Origin of the sequence: Paraburkholderia sartisoli, from assembly GCF_900107685.1 — a bacterium.
In the GTDB taxonomy this organism is placed as follows: domain Bacteria; phylum Pseudomonadota; class Gammaproteobacteria; order Burkholderiales; family Burkholderiaceae; genus Paraburkholderia; species Paraburkholderia sartisoli.
Window position 1 is genome coordinate 140897 of record NZ_FNRQ01000004.1, and the last position, 16373, is coordinate 157269.

Below are 16373 nucleotides of genomic sequence, written 5' to 3' on the forward strand. Positions count from 1 at the left end.
GTGCATAGCGAGCCGGATGGCGGTGCCTGTCCGGGGGACTCAATGCAGGACGACCAACACCAACAGGTGCTTTTTGCCCATTTCGGCACGACCAGCCCATGCTGGCGCCTGTCGAAGGACAGCAACGCGCTGGAACTGACCGCGGAAACCGGCACCGGGCCCGCCGACGTCGCCATCGCCCTCACCGTCCAGCAGGCCGCGCAGATCCGCCGCCTGACCGGCATCACCTCGAACCTGATCCTCGATATTCATCTGTTCGGCGAACCGTTGCGTCTGCATCTGGTTGGCAAGAAGCTGAACGGCGCGTCGTGGGCCGGCACGGCGTCGGCCTATTCCGATACCGAATCCGTCGCGCGCGACCTGGTGCATGGCCTGTCGTTTGCCGAGCAGGTCGTGTCGGAAGTCAATTCGCTCGTCGTGATTCTCGACCAGGCGGGGCGCATCCAGCGCTTCAACCGTCTCGGCGAAGAGCTGTCCGGCATGAAGGAAGAAGACGTCATCGGCAAAAACGTCTGGGCGCTCTTCATGTCTTCCGAAGATGGCGCGGCGTCGAGCTTCAATATCAGCGGATTTTTCAACCGCGGCGTGTCGTACGAGGTCGAGCGGCTCGTGAAAACCGTCCACGGCGACCGTCTATTCCTGTTTCGCAACAAGTTCGTGAAAAGCGGCAGCGGTGTCGACGAGCAGTTCCTGATCTGCTCGGGCACCGACATCACCGAGGAGCGCCGCGCCCAGGCACGCCTTTCGGAACTGGCCAATACCGATTCGCTCACGGGCCTGCCAAACCGCAACGCGATCCAGGACCGCATCCGCCAGGCGATCGAATCCGCGAAGGAAGGCGAATCGACCGGCATTCTTTTCCTCGATCTCGACAACTTCAAGAAGGTCAACGACCACTACGGCCATGTGTTCGGCGACCGGCTGATCCAGGACGTGTCGTCGGCGATCCGCGGCTGTCTCGACGCAGGCGACACGCTCGCGCGGCTCGGCGGCGACGAATTCATCGTGCTCGCGGTCGACGCGACCCGCTCCGCCCTCGAATCGACCGCGCAGCGCATTCTCGAGCGGCTGCGCACGCCGTTCAGCCTCGGGCTCGTCGAGGTGTACACGGGCTGCTCGATCGGCATCGCGCTGTGCCCGGAACATGGCGACAGCCTCGAATCGGTGATCCGCTCCGCCGACACCGCGATGTACGTCGCGAAAGACGAAGGCAAGCGCACCTGCCGCGTGTTTTCTCCGGAAATGGACCACAAGGTCGCGGAGTACATGTGGCTCGACACGAACCTGCGACGCGGCCTCGAGGAAGGCCAGCTCGCCCTGCTCTATCAGCCGAAGCTGGAACTCGCCACGGGCGTCGTCACGAGCGTGGAGGCGCTGGTGCGCTGGAACTCGCCGGAGCGCGGCCAGATCCAGCCAAACGAGTTCATCCGTTACGCCGAGGAATCCGGCCTGATCGGGCCGCTCGGCCGCTGGGTCATGCAGACCGCGGCGATGCAGGCGGCGGCGTGGAAAGCGCAGGGGCTGGATCTGCGCGTGGCGATCAACGTCTCGGCGCGGCAACTGGTGGACACCGCGGTGGTGCGGCATTTCCGCGAGGCGCTCGAACGCGCGAAGCTCGATCGCTGCCTCGTTGATCTGGAGTTGACGGAAAGCTGCCTGATCGAGGACGAAGCCGCCGCGATCGACCTGATCACGCAATTCCGCGAGCTTGGCGCGCAGGTGCATCTGGACGATTTCGGCACGGGTTATTCGTCGCTGTCGCAACTGGGCCGCATTCCGCTCGACATGATCAAGCTCGACCGCAGTTTCGTGCGCTCGATCAACGCGGACAAGAAGGCGCAGGCGCTGGTGCGCTCGATGGTGGCCGTGGCGCAGGAGCTTGAACTGAAAGTGGTCGCCGAAGGGATCGAAACCGAGGCCGAAGAAGTCTTCATGAAGGGGCTCGGCGTCGAATACGTGCAGGGGTTCCGCTATGGCCGCCCGATGCCCGTCGCGGAATTCGAAGCGTGGTTGCGCGACAGACAGAAAATCAGGCTCATCGCCTGACACTCCGCTGCCGCGCTGACTGCTACCGCTACTGCGACTGCCATTACCGGTTACCGTTTTCTGCTGTTATCGACGGTGTCAGTCCGGACCCGGGTGCGGTCACGGCTGACGGGACGACCGCTACGCGACGTTCGCGCTCGGCGCCGGGCTCGCGCGCAGATTCGACGTGCGGCGGTTCTGCAGCGTCACGAGACGTTCCATGAACACGAGATCCTTTTCCTCGATCGTGAACGCCGCCTCGACCCAATCCTCCGTGATCTCCATCAGCTCGGCACGCGAGAGCTGCAGCACGCGCTGACGCGCCCGCATCATCGCGCGAATGCCGTTCAGCTTCGGCCGCATCGTGTCGATGAAAGTGCGCGTGGCGATATACGCGTCGCCCGGTTCGAACAGCTGGTCGACAAGACCGCGCGCCGAATGCCATTCCGCCGTGTGCGATTCGCCGACGCCGATCAGTTCCTCCGCGAGGCGCATGCCCGCCTTGCGCGCGACGAGCGAATAGCCGCCCATGCCCGGGAACAGATTGAACGCGATCTCGGGAAAACCCATGCGCGCGTCGTTCTGGGCGAGCAGGAAATGGTGCGCGAGCGCCGCTTCGAAGCCGCCGCCGAGCGCCGTGCCCTCCACCATCGCGATCGAGATCGCGCCCGTGTCGAAACCGCGCGCGGCCGCATGCACACAGTCGACACAGGAACGCGCATAGGCCAGCAGCGCCTCTCGCTTGCCGGTACGGATTGCATCGGAAAAAAAGTCGAGATCGCCGCCGACGTTGAACATCGACGGAATCAGCGAGCCGGTCACCCAGAAGTCGATCGGCAGCTTCGACTCGCGCGCGGAACGCGCGAGGCTCAGGATGTCGTGTACCAGCTCGATGTTGAAACACGGGCGTGGTTGCGCACGCAACATCATCCACATGATGTTGCGGCCTTCTTCGTAGTAAGCGGAGATTTGCGACAGGTTGCCGGCTTCCAGAAAGGGACGGCAGGCGTGATGGTTACGGAGATTCATTTTTGGTCCTCATCAGGTATTTTAAATACGGGTAAAGCAATGGGAGCCTAAAACAGACCGGAATTCCGTGGGGAGCGGGGGCGAACAGAACGCGGCAAATCCTTATATGGATTTCATGCTTGCTAAAGGAAGAAAGGAATGCGTACCGGCCTGGACGGCCCCCTCGACGGACGATTTCACGCGTACCGTGGCGCCCCGGCGACGCATGCGGCGCGCTGGAGGAAAACCGCCAGGCGTGCGATGGCGCAAAGCTTTTTGAAAGCATTCAGGAAATGATCGACGCGAAGCGCAATCGTTTTTATTGAATTTGCATAGGTAAAAAATTCGCTTTTCGACAATGTGTGGCGAATTGCGGAATTAATACGCGAAAAGGCGCGTTTGTCCTTATTGCGAACAATGCGCTTTACGGATACAGGGAATAGACGGGAAAGCGGACGACCCGGGCGCGCCATCCAGCTTGTTGCGCTTTCATCGAAAACCGGAGCCCGCCGCGGCGTTCAGTGGAGTTTTTGCGCCCACGTGTCGACGTCGGACGCCGGCATGCCGGCGTCGCGCGCGGCATCGAGGATCTGTCGCCACGTCGCCGGATCGACCGGCACGCCCTGGGCGCTGCGCTCGGCGCGGGTGGCGCGCTCCGGCTCACCGGGCGCGAAAATCCGGTCGGTGCCGGCCGCGAGCGGCGACGCTTTCACCCATTCGACGAACGCGTCGGCTTCTGCTTCGGCGTTCGGCGCATCGAACGCGTTGTGGTCGAGGATCACCGACAGCATGCAGTTGACGATCGCGTGCGTCGTGCCGAGCGTATCGGCGTGCGTCGTGAAGCCGCCGGACAGCGCGCCGCCGAATATCTCGCACATCGCCGCAAGGCCAAAGCCCTTGTGGCCACCCATCGGCGTCAGCGATCCGAACGGCGCTTCCATCATCACCCGGGGTTCGACGCTCGGACGGCCTTCGTGGTCGATCAGCGCGCCGGGCGGCGTCTCCTTGCCCTGGTTGAACGCCACGCGCGCCTTGCCGTACGCGATCGCGCTGGTGGCGAAATCGAGCACGAGCGGCGGCTTGCCCGCGCGCGGGAACGCGGCGCAAAACGGATTCGTGCCGATGCGCCGGTCCGTGCCGCCAAACGGCGCGACAAGCGGATCGCCCGCCACGTTGACGAAGTGAAACGACACCAGCCCGGCTGCGGCACACTGTTCGGCCCAGTGGCCGATGCGCCCGATGTGATGCGCGCCGCGCAGGCCCACTGCGCAGACGCCCAGCTTTTTCGCGCGCGCGATGCCGAGTTCCATCGCCTCGAACGCAACGACCTGGCCGAAACCCCTGTTGCCCTCGACGGTGAGGACCGCGCCCGCGTCGCGCACGACCTGCGCATGCAGGTTCAGCTTGAGTTCGTTGTCGCGCATCGACGCCACGTAGCGGGGAATCATGCCGACGCCGTGCGAATCGTGCCCGGTCAGGCTGGCCACAACCAGGTGGTCGGCGACCAGTGCGGCTTCGCGCGGCGCACTGCCCGCCGTCTCCCAGATCGCGCACACGAACGCGTGCAGCAGAGCGGCGTCGATGCGCAGCGGCACCGGCGGTTTCGTGGCGTGCGGGACGTTCATCTCGTTGCGCCGTCAGGGGTCTGGAAAATGGCCGGCACGGAAATCAGGGCGCCGCCGCGATCACTTCGGCGACGGTAGCCGTCAGCTTCTTCGCATACGGCACGTGCAGGAATTCGTTCGGGCCGTGTGCGTTGGATTTCGGGCCGAGCACGCCGCACACCATGAACTGCGACTGCGGGAAGCCTTCCTTCAACACGTTCATCAGCGGGATCGTGCCGCCTTGCCCGATATACGCGCAGTCCGCGCCGTAGTGCTGCTGCGATGCGCCATTGAGCGCGGACGCGAGCCACGGCGCAAGATCGGGCGCGCTCCAGCCGGTGGCCGCACCCTGATCCGGCTTGAACGTGACCTTCGCGTTGTACGGCGGATCGAATTCGAGCAGCGCCTTCAGGTCGGCCACGGCCTTCGCGGCATCGATGAGCGGCGGCAACCGCAGCGACAGCTTGAACGCCGTGCGCGGCCGCAGCACGTTGCCCGCATCGGCAAGCGAAGGCAGGCCGGCCGCGCCCGTCACCGAGAGCGATGGACGCCACGTCGAATTCAGCAGCGCTTCCTGCGGATCGGTTGTGGTGGGCAGCACCTGGCGACCATCCTGGCCGCAGGCCCACGGGATCTTTTTCCATACGTCGTCGCCGAGAATCCGCGCGGTGGCTTCCGCTTCGCGCAGCCGTTCAGCCGGAATCCCGCAATGGAAACCCTTCGGCAGCAGGTTGCCGGTGGATGCGTCCTCGAGGCGTTCGAACAGCTGCCGCATGATGCGAAAGCTCGACGGCGTGATGCCGCCGTAGCCGCCCGAATGAATGCCTTCGTCGAGCACCTGCACTTCCAGGTCGCCCGCGACGAGGCCGCGCAGCGACGTGGTCAGCCACAACTGGTCGTAGTTGCCCGCACCCGAATCGAGGCAAACCACGAGCCCGACCTTGCCGAGACGCTCGCGGAGCGCATCGACGTACGGCAGCAGATCGTAGCTGCCCGATTCCTCGCAGGTTTCGATGATGCCGACGCAACGCGGACGTTCGACGCCCTGTGCGTCGAGCGCGGCCAGCGCGGTCAGGCTTGCGTAGATCGCGTAGCCGTCGTCGGCACCGCCGCGGCCGTACAGCTTGCCGTCCTCGAGTTTCGGCGTCCACGGGCCGAGGTCGTTGCGCCAGCCCGAGAATTCCGGCTGTTTGTCGAGGTGACCGTACAGCACGATCGTCTCGACGCTACCCGAGCGCGTCGCCGCCGTTTCGAAGAAGATCACCGGCGTGCGGCCCGGCAGGCGCACGACTTCAAGCTTGAGACCGCGTACCGGCTGCTGTTCGGCCCATTGCGCGGCGTCGGTCACCACGCGTTCGATATAGCCGTTTCGGGCCCAGTCCGGATCGAACGCCGGGCTTTTGGCCGGTACCGCGATGTAGTCCGTCAACGCGGGCACGATTTCGTCGTTCCATTTGCGCCCGACGAATGCCCGGAGCGCTTCGTGATCGACCTGTCGAGCCTGCTGGGTGGTGTCGTCAGAAATCATGATGGCCTTCCGTGCGTGCAAAACGCCCATGATAGCCCTCGTGCGACGATCATGAAACGTGCCATGACGCGCGCCATCCGTTCGACGGGAACGCTGCACGATCACCGCGTTCGCGCGACAATCGCCTGATACGCCACGCGTCCAGGAGCCGTTCCATGGGAATCAGCCTGATCGCCCAGGCCATCGGGGCCGCGATCGCGCTTGCGGTCTATTTTCTGCCGGCGATTCTCGCGGACCGCCGCAAGCGCCGCGACGTGCTCGTGATCGCGCTCTTCAATGCCGTGCTCGGATGGACCGTGTTCGGCTGGGGGCTCGCGCTCTACTGGGCGCTGCAGCCGAATCCGCCCGTCAACGTCGCGGGCGAAGTGGTCGCGAAGCGGCGCAGCGCGGTGATGCTCGGATTTTCAAAGCAGCTGGTCGAGCGCGTGCGGATGCGCGCGACGCGCGACCGGCCCATGAAGTAGCCGGGTAACGCTCGCAGAAACCGTGTTGCATGGGACCCAGGCAGAGATACAAGGAGAAGCTGGATGGAGGCAACACCGTTCCTCATTGCGATTCCCGAAACGCAGGTACTCGCGCTCAGCGCGCGGCTGGAGCATACGCGCTGGCCCGATCACTACGACGGCTCGCCGTGGGCGCTCGGTGTCGATCCCGCGTATGTGCGCGAACTCGTGCAGTACTGGGCGAAGGGCTACGACTGGCGCAGCGCCGAGCGGCGCCTGAATCGCGAGCCACAGTTCGTCGCGCGGGTGGGCGGCCTCGATATTCATTACGTGCATCGACGGGGCGTCGGGCCAAGGCCCTACCCGCTCGTGATCACGCACGGCTGGCCAGGTTCGTTCATCGAGTTCATGGAACTGCTGCCGCATCTGTGCGATCCGGCGTCGGTCGGCGCGGACCCGGCCGATGCGTTCGACGTCGTGCTGCCCTCGCTGCCCGGCTTCGGTTTTTCGGAGCGGCCAGCGAAACCGGGTACGTCGGCGTTCGTAACGGCGGACCTGTGGGCCGAACTGATGCGCGGGCTCGGCTATGAACGCTTCGGTGCGCAGGGCGGCGATCTCGGCGCGGCCGTTTCGATCGCGCTCGCGTTACGGCATCCGCAACACGTCGACGGCATCCATCTGAATTACCTGCCCGGTTCATACGAGCCGCCGCTGGGCGCCGACGATCCGCCCGTCACGCCGCGCGAACAGACCTTCCTCGATGCGAAGGCGATGTGGGCCACGCTCGAAGGTGGCTACGCGCACATGCACAGCACGAAACCGCAGACGCTCGCCACTTCGCTGAACGATTCGCCCGCGGGCCTCGCCGCATGGATCGTCGAAAAATTCCGCGCGTGGAGCGACTGCAACGGTGACATCGAAAGCGTGTTCTCGAAAGACGAGTTGCTGACGAACCTGTCGCTCTACTGGTACACGCAGACGATCGCGTCGTCGATGCGTTTTTACTGGGAGATGCGCCTGAAACCGCTGCGCTTCGCGCACGGAGAACGGGTGCGTCCGCCGCTTGGCTTTGCGCGCTTTCCCAGGGAAATCAGCCGGCCGCCGCAATCGTGGATCGAACGCGTGTTCGATCTCAAGCAATGGGCCGACATGCCGCGCGGCGGACACTTCGCCGCGATGGAGCAACCTGCGCTGCTGGCTGAGGAAATCCGCCGGTTTTTCAGGCCGCTGCGGCGCTGACATCGTGACGGGTGATGCATGAGTCGCATTGCTTCTCACGCGATTCGTGTACACGTGAAATAATGCAACGGTCCGCGCGACTGGCGCTGAAAGATGGAGACACCATCGGGAAACGCGGACCGTGAGCGCAGCGATGTACGCTCGCGTTTTAGCCGCGCGCCTGGGCATTGCCTGATCGTTGTGGATCACTCCGCTACCGACAACCTTCTCACGGAGCCATGCAATGCCGCATCTTTCCAGTCTGTTGGCCTTCGGACTCGTCTCGCTCGGGATGGCGCTCACGCCCGGCCCGAACATGCTCTACCTGATCTCGCGCTCCATCTGCCAGGGCCGCACGGCTGGGCTGATTTCACTGGGCGGCGTCGCGCTGGGCTTCGTGTTTTACATGCTGTCCGCGGCACTCGGCATTACCGCGCTGCTGCTCGCGGTGCCGTTCGCGTACGACGCGCTGCGCTTTGGCGGAGCGCTCTATCTGTTGTGGCTCGCGTGGCAAGCCGTGAAACCGGGCGGCCGCTCGCCGTTCCAGGTGCGCGACCTTCCCGCCGACGGCCCCCGCAAACTCTTCGCGATGGGCTTCGTCACGAACCTGCTGAATCCGAAAATCGCCGTGCTGTATCTGTCGCTGCTGCCGCAGTTCATCGATCCGCAGCACGGCAGCGTGCTCGCGCAATCGCTGACGCTCGGCTCGGTGCAGATCATGATGAGCCTGAGCATCAACGCGATCGTCGCGGTCATGGCGGGATCGATCGCGGTGTTCCTCGCGAAACGTCCGGCGTGGATTGTCATTCAGCGCTGGCTGATGGGAACGGTGCTCACCGGAATCGCCGTCAGGATGGCAACCGAGGCGCGCCGCTAGAAGGCGTTGCGTTAGCGATTAACGCACACGTGAAAAAATGGGGCGTGCGGCCGCGCGGAAGCGACCGCTTCAAGAACGTCTCAGCCGATACGACGCGATCGCGCGCCGCGGCGTGAGCGGATGGAAAGCATCGACGCGAAATCAGCGCCCGTAACCGAAGCGTACGAACCGCTGCTGCATCTGCACGGAGCCAGCGGAGATGGAGCGCGGCTCGGGCCGCACGCGGTCGAGCGCGAACACGTCCTGGCGTAATTCGCCATGCTCGTCGAACCACTGGCAGACGAGCCAATCCCCTTCTGCCAGTGCGACGGGACCCACATGGGTCACGGTCATGCGCGGGCCGCCCGATTTCAATGTCACCACGTCACCGACGCGGTATGCGTCGGGTTGCGGCATATCAGTAGTGTCGAGGGTAGCGGTCAACATGGATATCCCCGGTACGAATAGATCAATTGCATCCAGCTGTCGACGTCGCGATGCATGCATGGCAAGCAGGCCACCTGGCGCCGTGTACGACGGAACGCCACCCACCGGCGGGCTCCGTTCATCCCGCAACAGGGACGACAGTCTGGTCTGGAACGTCAAATCTGGCTTTTGGCGATACAGCGAGCGATACGAAAGAACAGGAAAAGCGTGAAACCTGCATGAAAAACAGGACGCGGCCGAAGCGGAATTGTCATGGCCATCCCGAGATCCGGAATTCATGCAACGCACAAACAATTCTTAAACAGATTTTGAATGCGAACCGCGATTCAGGCACTGTCGCCCACGCAAATCAAACTTCACCCTCAATCCAGACCTCCGAACTCCGGCCACCGGATTGACGTTCGATTTAAAATACCGGCCAAGATTAACAATCGAATTTTATCGAGGCAAGTGTTTTTTCAATCAATACGGTTTATTACTTTCAGGAACAGATTGATACATGGTGCCGCGCAGGCGGAACGTAACATGCCAGTCAGTGATGCACCGCCGCAAAAAGCCTTGCCAGCAGGCGTTCACAGGCCTGCGCTGTCGAGCGCGATTGACGCGCAGATCTGGCTGACTATGTCTGTGTGTCGCAATAATTCCCGGATCCCGTCTTTATGATTAATAAAATTACCAACATCACCTTCGTGATGTGGATTTTTTAACCATCCCTGAACACGCGATGCATACATGGATTTCTTAAATCCATTAAATATTCATATGAAATATGGAAATCGTTTTCTCACCAATAAATGACCCTGACGATTTTGTCATCCGTGTGTCAATCAGACGGATGATCTTCCATTAAAGCGTCATTGCAATCCGGGTTCATCCGGATCACGCATGCCGCGCCGCGATCCGCTGATGCCGGACCAGCAGCATGCTCAAGGCAATGCAGATGAACAGCAGCACGGTGATCATGCCAATGCAGACCTGGAACGCGTGCGAATACGCAGCGGCCGTCGTCTGATGCCCAAGTGCGCCGAAGAACACGCCACTGATCGCGGCCGTGCCGAACGCAGCGCCGATCTGCAACGTCGATGAAACGATGCCGGAGGCGAGACCCGCCTTTTCCGGCACGACCTCCGCGAGCACGATACGCATCAGCGAAGGCAACACGAGCCCTTGACCAATCCCCGCACAGACAAGGCCCAGATAGAAGACCGGTTCCGGAATCGCACTCTGGCCTGCCGCCCATGTGGCGACCGAAAAGCCCGTCGCCAGCATTGCGAACCCGAGTGTCAGCACGTGGCTGCCGATGCGCCGCACGATTGCCGGCGACATGAACGGGCCGACGATAAAACCCGTCGCGAACGGCATGATGGCGATGCCGGAGGCGAACGGCGTCCAGTGCAGGCCCGTCTGCAGATAAATACCGTAGGTCAGAAAGAACGCGCTTTCGCAGTAAAACAGGAACGCCAGCACAAGACCCGTCGCGAATGCGGGATTGCGGAACAGCTTCAGGTCAACGAGCGGATGGCCGCCCGCGCGTTCGATCCGGCGCTCAAGCGCGATAAAGAGCACGAGCACCGGCACGCTGAGCGCGAACATCACGAAAGTCCATGCGGGCCAGCCGGCTTCGCGCCCATGCGTCATCGGATAGATGACCAGCATCAGCAGCAGCGACAGCAGCCCGACGCCTTTCAGGTCGACGCCGGTGCTTTCGGCAGGCTGGCTCTCCGGCACGAACCGCCACGTGCCGAGAAACGCCAGGATGCCGACTGGGATGTTGAGCAGAAAGATGATTCGCCAGTCGAGGCCGAACGGGTGATATGTGATCAGCGCGCCGCCGCCGAGCTGCCCGACGATCGACGAGAGCCCGAAAACAAAGCCGTAAAAACTCATCACCCTGGTTTGCTGGTGCGTCGGCACGACCGCGCGGATCGTCGCGAGCACCTGAGGCGCCATCACCGCGGCGGCGATGCCCTGCACGATGCGCGAAAGCACGAGCATATGGCCGCTTGTCGCGAAACCGCACAGCGCCGACGCGAGCACAAAGGCCGCCATGCCGCCCATGAACATGCGCTTGCGGCCAAACAGATCGCCGAGACGCCCGCCGGTGATCAGCAGCACCGCGTAGGCCGACGCATACGCCGACACGATCAGTTGCAGCTGGGCATCGGTGGCATGCAGGCCGGTATGGATCGACGGCAGCGCGAGATTGACGATGAAGTAGTCGAGCGGCGCGAGAAAGGCGCCGATGAACAGCACCGTCAGCGCGGGCCCCTGCCGCTCGAACCGCTGTGGCGCGGTTGCCGCACGGGAACCGGGCGCGCCGGCCCCTGCCGGACACACCGCCGCGCCCGATGCAGAAGGTTCCATGGATTGATTATTCATGACCGATCGTTCAAAAATTAGCGAAAAAAAATCAGACGAGCGCGCGCATGGCGAGATCGACGATGGAGGTCAGTTGCTGTTCGTCGCGCGGCGTTTTGCCGAGCACGCGCAGCCCTTGCGTGATGCACAGCAGGAATTCACCGACGGACTTTTCGTCGAGCTTTGCGTTAAAGGCACCGCTTGCCTGCCCGCGGATCACCGCCGCCGATAGCAGCGTGATGGTGCGGCGCTGGATGGATTCGATACGCTCGCGCAACGCGATGTCGTCGGCCGACATCTCGAGTGTGGCGTTGGTAATGAAACAGCTGCGCTGCGCATTCAGCGCCGACGCGGCGCGCGCGTGGTGCATCAAGGCGTTGCGCAGCGCCTCTTCGGGCGGCACGTTCGCGTTCAGGCGCTCGGCGAGCCGGGCAATCGAGCCGTCCGCGTAATGGTCGAGCGCGGCCAGCAGCAATCCGTGCTTGTCGCCGAACACGCCGTACAGGCTGCCACGCAGCACGCCGGTCGCCTTGCAGAGATCGTCGACCGACGTGGCGTGATAACCGTGATTCCAGAAAACCTCGCTGGCGCATGTGAGGACCGTCTGCGTATCGAACTCGCGCGGACGACCGCGGCCTGATGAGACTGGCGGTTTTCTGGAGGTGGCGGGTTTGGTCATGGGGCGTATATTATGACTGATTGTTCAAGAATTCAAGGGATTGGGGCGCCGCGGTTAGTGATTCGCCCAGCGCCGCGTTCTCCTTCGGCAACATCGCCTTGATTTCGTCTTCTTCTTTCTGTTGTGGCGTACGGTGGTCCTGTTCGCTATTGTTTAGCGCCTCGTTTTCCGCCGCCGTCGCCGCACCCACCGTGTTCTGCCTCAGCAGCCCGGCCACGCCACCACCGGCCAGCATCGCGATCATCGTGATGCCAGCCCGGTCTGCGTCCGTGAGATTCGGCGCGCCACCTGCGAGATCAACCCGCGATGGCGCTCGTGGCCCCATCAATGGCCCCTATCCAGCATCTGGCACGCCCCACGCTCGCAACGGCCCGCGAACCCAGACGCCATCGGGCTTTGCGGTCGCTCACGCCCCGCCGCAGTTACGCCTCACGGATTTTTTGCCCAGACACCGTTTTGCGGTCCGACGACGGACCAGCCCAACGGTCAGTTAAAGAACGATGACGTGCATGCGCCGCTGCCCGGTTGTACCGGCCAGCCGGAGAGAATGGGAAGGCAGAGATGGCCGCCGGAGCGCGGCATGGCAGGAAGGGGGATGCAGGACACGACCGGCTACGTCAGCGATACACCTCGCGCCGGTTGCCCAGCCGTACCACGGTGATCGTAATGTGCGAGTCCTCGATCTGGCAGATCAGCCGCCAGTCGCCCACGCGATATTTCCAGAATTCGCCCAGTTCACTGCCCTTGAGGGCTTCGCCGATCGCGCGCGGATCGTCCAGGACGGACACGCGTTCACGCAGGAACCCAATGATGCGCCGGGCGACGGCGCGATCCAGTTTGGCGAGTTGCTTCTCAGCGCTTTGCGAGACTTCAATCCGCCAGGCCAAGCCGCGCCTCCACCTCATCGAGCCCTGCGCTCTGCTCCTTGCCGCTCTGGATGCGTTTGACCACGCGCTCAGCCAGATACAGGTCCTCCAGATCTTCCAGGTGCTGCACGATGGCCTCGCGCGCATAGAACGTCTTGGTGCGCCCCGTGCGCTTCGCCAGCGTCTCCAGACGGGCTTCAATTTCATCAGGCAGGCGAATAGCGAGCATGGTGAACCTCCAGCGGTATCAGTGTGTTACGGAATTCACGTGTTATACACGTATAGCACTTATTATACGCACTTCACTCCGTGTCCGCCTCGACGTCGAGTGCCTGGACTAAACACCCTGTGTCGATCGCAACCAGACCATGACGTTTCATTTGTACGTCACCATGACGCTTCGACCCCGGCGCCGCTCAAACAGGCGCGGGAAATCGCCCGCTTGAAGAGGCCCGAAACACAGAAGCATCAGACACGTAAACCCACGCAGAGCCCGCCGCAAACCTTCGCAGCGGGGCACCCTGGCCGCACATCCCCCTACTTCACACCCCACGTCTGCGACGCTTTCGCGAAGAGCGCGTTGATATCGATGTTGCTGGCCGCGTCACTGGAATACGTGAACGTGCCGTGCTCCTGTATCTCCCCGGCTGCCCGCAGCAGCGCACCGAGCGCCGCGCGCGCCAGCGATCCCCCCACGCTGATACGCCGCACGCCGAGCGCGGCGAGATCCTCGACGCTCAGCAGCGCGCCCTGCAATCCCATCAGCACGTTGACCGGACGATCGACGGACCGGACGACTTCCGCGATTTCCTCGCGGCTCTTGAGACCCGGCGCGTACAGCACGTCAGCGCCGGCTTCCTGGTATGCCTGCAGGCGCCGGATCGTGTCGGCGAGGTCCGCGCGACCGACCAGATAGTTCTCGGCGCGCGCGGTCAACGTGAAGGGAAACGGCAGCGCGCGGGCCGCTTCGACGGCGGCGCGCACGCGTTCAGTGGCGAAATCGATGGCGTACAGCGGATCGTCGGCGCGACCCGTTGCGTCTTCAATCGAGCCGCCCACCACGCCCGATGCCGCCGCCTGGCGAATCGTTTCGGCGGCCTCCTGCGGCGCGTCGCCGAAACCGTTCTCGAGATCGGCGCTCACCGGCAGGTCAGTCGCCGACGCGATCTCGGCGAGGTGCAGCATCATCTGTTCGCGCCCGACCGAGTTGTCCGGCAGACCGCGCGTGAACGCGTAGCCGGCGCTGCTCGTCGCGAGCGCCTTGAAACCCGCGAGCGCGAGCAGCCGTGCGCTGCCGATGTCCCACGGGTTGGGAATGACGAACGTCTCCTTGTTCTCGTGATACGTCCTGAGAAGCTGTGCTTTTTCTGATTGGGATTTCATCGCGGATTCCGTTGAAGTTCGACGGGCGGATTCATGCAACCGTACACACTATTGCCGCATACGGCGCATCCTCAAAGACATTGCCGGGCCGGGAACAGGGCCAGCGGCCCGACGGACGCGGACGGACCGGACCGCTCCAGATGTCCACGCCGCCCACACCGCCCATGCAGCCCTGACATCAGGCAACTACATGATCAACTTTCGAGCGTCGCGGTCATCGAGACCTTGGCGTTCAGGACCTTCGATATCGGGCAGCCTTTTTCCGCGTCGCCTGCGGCTTTGTCGAACGCGGCCTTGTCAGCGCCCGGAATCCTGACCTTCACGTCGAGGTGGGACGACGTGATCGCGAAACCGCCGTCCACCTTGTCGAGCGTGACGGTGGCCGTGGTGTCGATACGCTCGGCCTTGAGATTCGCCTTGCCCAGTTCCGCCGACAGCGCCATCGAGAAGCAGCCCGCATGCGCAGCCGCGATCAGTTCTTCAGGATTGGTGCCGACGCCGTTTTCGAAGCGCGTCGAGAAGGAGTATTGCGTCTCCTTGAGAACCGTACTTTCGGTGGAGATCGAGCCCTTGCCGTCCTGCAGGCCGCCTTGCCAGACTGCTGATGCCTTGCGCTTCATCGCTTCTCTCCAGTAATGCGCCGCCTGCACAGCCGCGACTGGCTTTCCATCCTTCCGCAACGGCTTCGCCCAGGGGGTTTGCGGATCGGCGGATGTCGCGTGCGCCGTGCGTCGGACAGGCGTGGGCGTAGACCGGTCTTCATCATAGGCGCTTCCCGATGTAAGCGCCGTGACGTAATCCGTCCACCGGCAGTTGAGCCACAATTATATCAAAATCAGTAACAATTCTTATCCAGATTCGCGCTTTATCACATGAAGTCTGCGGAATAGACTTGATTCAACGGTTCAGGCAGGGCGATTAAGCCACAAAGAACCCATAATCAAACCTTGGAGGTTGTCATGAAATCCCTTCTTTCCGCAGCACTGATTGCATCCGTTCTCGCTGTTCCGGCCGTCTCGTTCGCTCAACAGTCCAATGGGCCGCTGACCCGCGCACAGGTTCGCGCTGAACTGGTCGCCGCACAGAAGGCGGGTTTGCTCAACCAGAACGACACGAACTACCCGAAGCTGTATTCGGCACAAACCGCCACGCCCGCTTCGGTGACGCCGCAGCAAATTGAGGCAGTGGGCGGCGTGAAGGCTTCGACGTCGCAGTCGGGCAACCGCGCGGCACTCGAAAACGGCATCTTCGCGACCTATCGCGGCAATTAAGCGGCAACCAGGCTTGCGGCTGGCGTAGCAGCCAGCCAGCACGCTCTGGGCAGCAAGCGAAACGCCCCGACTGGCCAGGCCAGTCGGGGCGTTTCGCATTCCACGGCCGATGCGTGCGCCAGGGTTTATTCCGCGAACGGCAGGCTCTCCTGCCCCTCCGCACGCATGCCGAACACGTTGAGCGTCATCGCGACCAGCGCGTAATAGCCCAGCAAACCGACGAGGTTGATCGTCACCATGTGTCCAAAGCGTTCGACGGTCTTCGTATAGATCGCATCGGACACACGTTTCGTCTCATACAGTTCGCTGGCGAAATCGAAGATGAGCGCATCGTCGGTGTTGTCGAACGCCGGACGCTGGCCGTTGCGGATCGCTTCGGCGACGGCTTCCGGCACGCCCGCTTCCAGCGCGATCGGATGATGGATGTACCACTCGGCCTGCGCCTGCCAGCGTTGCGCGGTCACCAGAATCGCGAGTTCGGAGAGGCGCAACGGCAACCCGGTCTGGTAACGGCAGAACGCGCCCAGCCGTTGCGCATGCTGCGCGAGTTCGGGGCTGTGAATCCAGCCGAGGAACGGCCCGTTCAGATTGCCCCGCGGCCCCGACAGGATTTCGTCGAGCACGGCTTTCTGTTCAGGTGTCGCGCGCGACGGGTCGAAGTCAGGCAGACGGTGGGTCATGGTCGGT

17 protein-coding genes and 1 riboswitch are annotated in these 16373 nt (G+C 63.1%); of the genes, 5 read left to right on the plus strand and 12 right to left on the minus strand.

What is annotated here, in order from left to right:
• Positions 1 to 42: 42 nt before the first annotated feature.
• Complete coding sequence (gene pdeR / locus BLV45_RS14490; protein WP_090534145.1) at positions 43 to 2046, plus strand: cyclic di-GMP phosphodiesterase; 2004 nt, start codon at positions 43 to 45, stop codon at positions 2044 to 2046.
• A 120-nt stretch (positions 2047 to 2166) separates the two neighbouring features.
• On the opposite strand, the gene BLV45_RS14495 is transcribed toward pdeR, so the two are convergent.
• The 3 genes from BLV45_RS14495 to BLV45_RS14505 form a co-directional block, all read right to left on the minus strand.
• Entirely contained in the window at positions 2167 to 3054 is an 888-nt protein-coding gene (locus BLV45_RS14495; protein ID WP_090534147.1) for a crotonase/enoyl-CoA hydratase family protein, read from the minus strand.
• 497 nt (positions 3055 to 3551) lie between these two features.
• Positions 3552 to 4658, minus strand: a complete 1107-nt coding sequence (locus BLV45_RS14500) for a malate/lactate/ureidoglycolate dehydrogenase (protein ID WP_090534149.1) — start codon at positions 4656 to 4658, stop codon at positions 3552 to 3554.
• 43 nt (positions 4659 to 4701) lie between these two features.
• Positions 4702 to 6165: a M20 family metallopeptidase gene (locus BLV45_RS14505; RefSeq protein WP_090534671.1), complete on the minus strand. Its 1464-nt coding sequence runs from the start codon at positions 6163 to 6165 to the stop codon at positions 4702 to 4704.
• 155 nt (positions 6166 to 6320) lie between these two features.
• Here BLV45_RS14505 and BLV45_RS14510 point away from each other — a divergent pair, with 155 nt between their 5' ends.
• The 3 genes from BLV45_RS14510 (at position 6321) to BLV45_RS14520 (ending at position 8703) form a co-directional block, all read left to right on the plus strand.
• Positions 6321 to 6629: a superinfection immunity protein gene (locus tag BLV45_RS14510; protein WP_090534151.1), complete on the plus strand. Its 309-nt coding sequence runs from the start codon at positions 6321 to 6323 to the stop codon at positions 6627 to 6629.
• A gap of 63 nt (positions 6630 to 6692) precedes the next feature.
• The gene (locus BLV45_RS14515; protein ID WP_090534153.1) at positions 6693 to 7847 is read left to right on the plus strand and encodes an epoxide hydrolase family protein; all 1155 of its coding nucleotides are present in this window, start codon (positions 6693 to 6695) and stop codon (positions 7845 to 7847) included.
• 66 nt (positions 7848 to 7913) lie between these two features.
• A riboswitch (ZMP/ZTP riboswitch) is annotated at positions 7914 to 8020 on the plus strand.
• Between the two features lie 50 nt (positions 8021 to 8070).
• Positions 8071 to 8703: a LysE family translocator gene (locus BLV45_RS14520; RefSeq protein WP_090534156.1), complete on the plus strand. Its 633-nt coding sequence runs from the start codon at positions 8071 to 8073 to the stop codon at positions 8701 to 8703.
• 141 nt (positions 8704 to 8844) lie between these two features.
• Here the strand turns inward: BLV45_RS14520 and BLV45_RS14525 are convergent, their stop codons facing one another.
• The 8 genes from BLV45_RS14525 to BLV45_RS14560 all read right to left on the minus strand — a co-directional run bounded on the left by BLV45_RS14525 (position 8845) and on the right by BLV45_RS14560 (position 15035).
• The gene (locus tag BLV45_RS14525) at positions 8845 to 9129 is read right to left on the minus strand and encodes a YodC family protein (protein WP_090534159.1); all 285 of its coding nucleotides are present in this window, start codon (positions 9127 to 9129) and stop codon (positions 8845 to 8847) included.
• A gap of 879 nt (positions 9130 to 10008) precedes the next feature.
• A complete protein-coding gene (locus tag BLV45_RS14530) occupies positions 10009 to 11508 on the minus strand; it encodes an MFS transporter (protein ID WP_090534161.1) in 1500 nt (499 codons plus the stop codon).
• Between the two features lie 31 nt (positions 11509 to 11539).
• Complete coding sequence (locus BLV45_RS14535; RefSeq protein WP_090534164.1) at positions 11540 to 12166, minus strand: TetR/AcrR family transcriptional regulator; 627 nt, start codon at positions 12164 to 12166, stop codon at positions 11540 to 11542.
• Positions 12167 to 12176: 10 nt separating this feature from the next.
• Positions 12177 to 12491 carry a VENN motif pre-toxin domain-containing protein gene (locus BLV45_RS14540; RefSeq protein ID WP_407671016.1) on the minus strand — a complete coding sequence of 105 codons (315 nt, stop codon included), beginning with the start codon at positions 12489 to 12491 and terminating at the stop codon, positions 12177 to 12179.
• Between the two features lie 292 nt (positions 12492 to 12783).
• Complete coding sequence (locus BLV45_RS14545; RefSeq protein ID WP_090534168.1) at positions 12784 to 13053, minus strand: type II toxin-antitoxin system RelE family toxin; 270 nt, start codon at positions 13051 to 13053, stop codon at positions 12784 to 12786.
• Positions 13037 to 13261, minus strand: coding sequence for a type II toxin-antitoxin system RelB family antitoxin (gene relB / locus BLV45_RS14550; RefSeq protein ID WP_090534171.1), 225 nt, complete (start codon positions 13259 to 13261; stop codon positions 13037 to 13039). The genes BLV45_RS14545 and relB overlap by 17 nt, the downstream gene beginning before the upstream one ends.
• A 308-nt stretch (positions 13262 to 13569) precedes the next feature.
• Complete coding sequence (locus tag BLV45_RS14555; protein ID WP_090534173.1) at positions 13570 to 14415, minus strand: isocitrate lyase/PEP mutase family protein; 846 nt, start codon at positions 14413 to 14415, stop codon at positions 13570 to 13572.
• 194 nt (positions 14416 to 14609) lie between these two features.
• Entirely contained in the window at positions 14610 to 15035 is a 426-nt protein-coding gene (locus BLV45_RS14560; protein WP_090534175.1) for an OsmC family protein, read from the minus strand.
• A 339-nt stretch (positions 15036 to 15374) separates the two neighbouring features.
• Between BLV45_RS14560 and BLV45_RS14565 the strand changes: the two genes are divergently transcribed.
• On the plus strand, positions 15375 to 15686 hold the full coding sequence (locus BLV45_RS14565) for a DUF4148 domain-containing protein (RefSeq protein ID WP_090534177.1): 312 nt from the start codon (positions 15375 to 15377) through the stop codon (positions 15684 to 15686).
• Positions 15687 to 15811: 125 nt separating this feature from the next.
• On the opposite strand, the gene BLV45_RS14570 is transcribed toward BLV45_RS14565, so the two are convergent.
• Positions 15812 to 16366, minus strand: a complete 555-nt coding sequence (locus BLV45_RS14570) for a carboxymuconolactone decarboxylase family protein (RefSeq protein WP_090534179.1) — start codon at positions 16364 to 16366, stop codon at positions 15812 to 15814.
• Positions 16367 to 16373 lie beyond the last annotated feature (7 nt).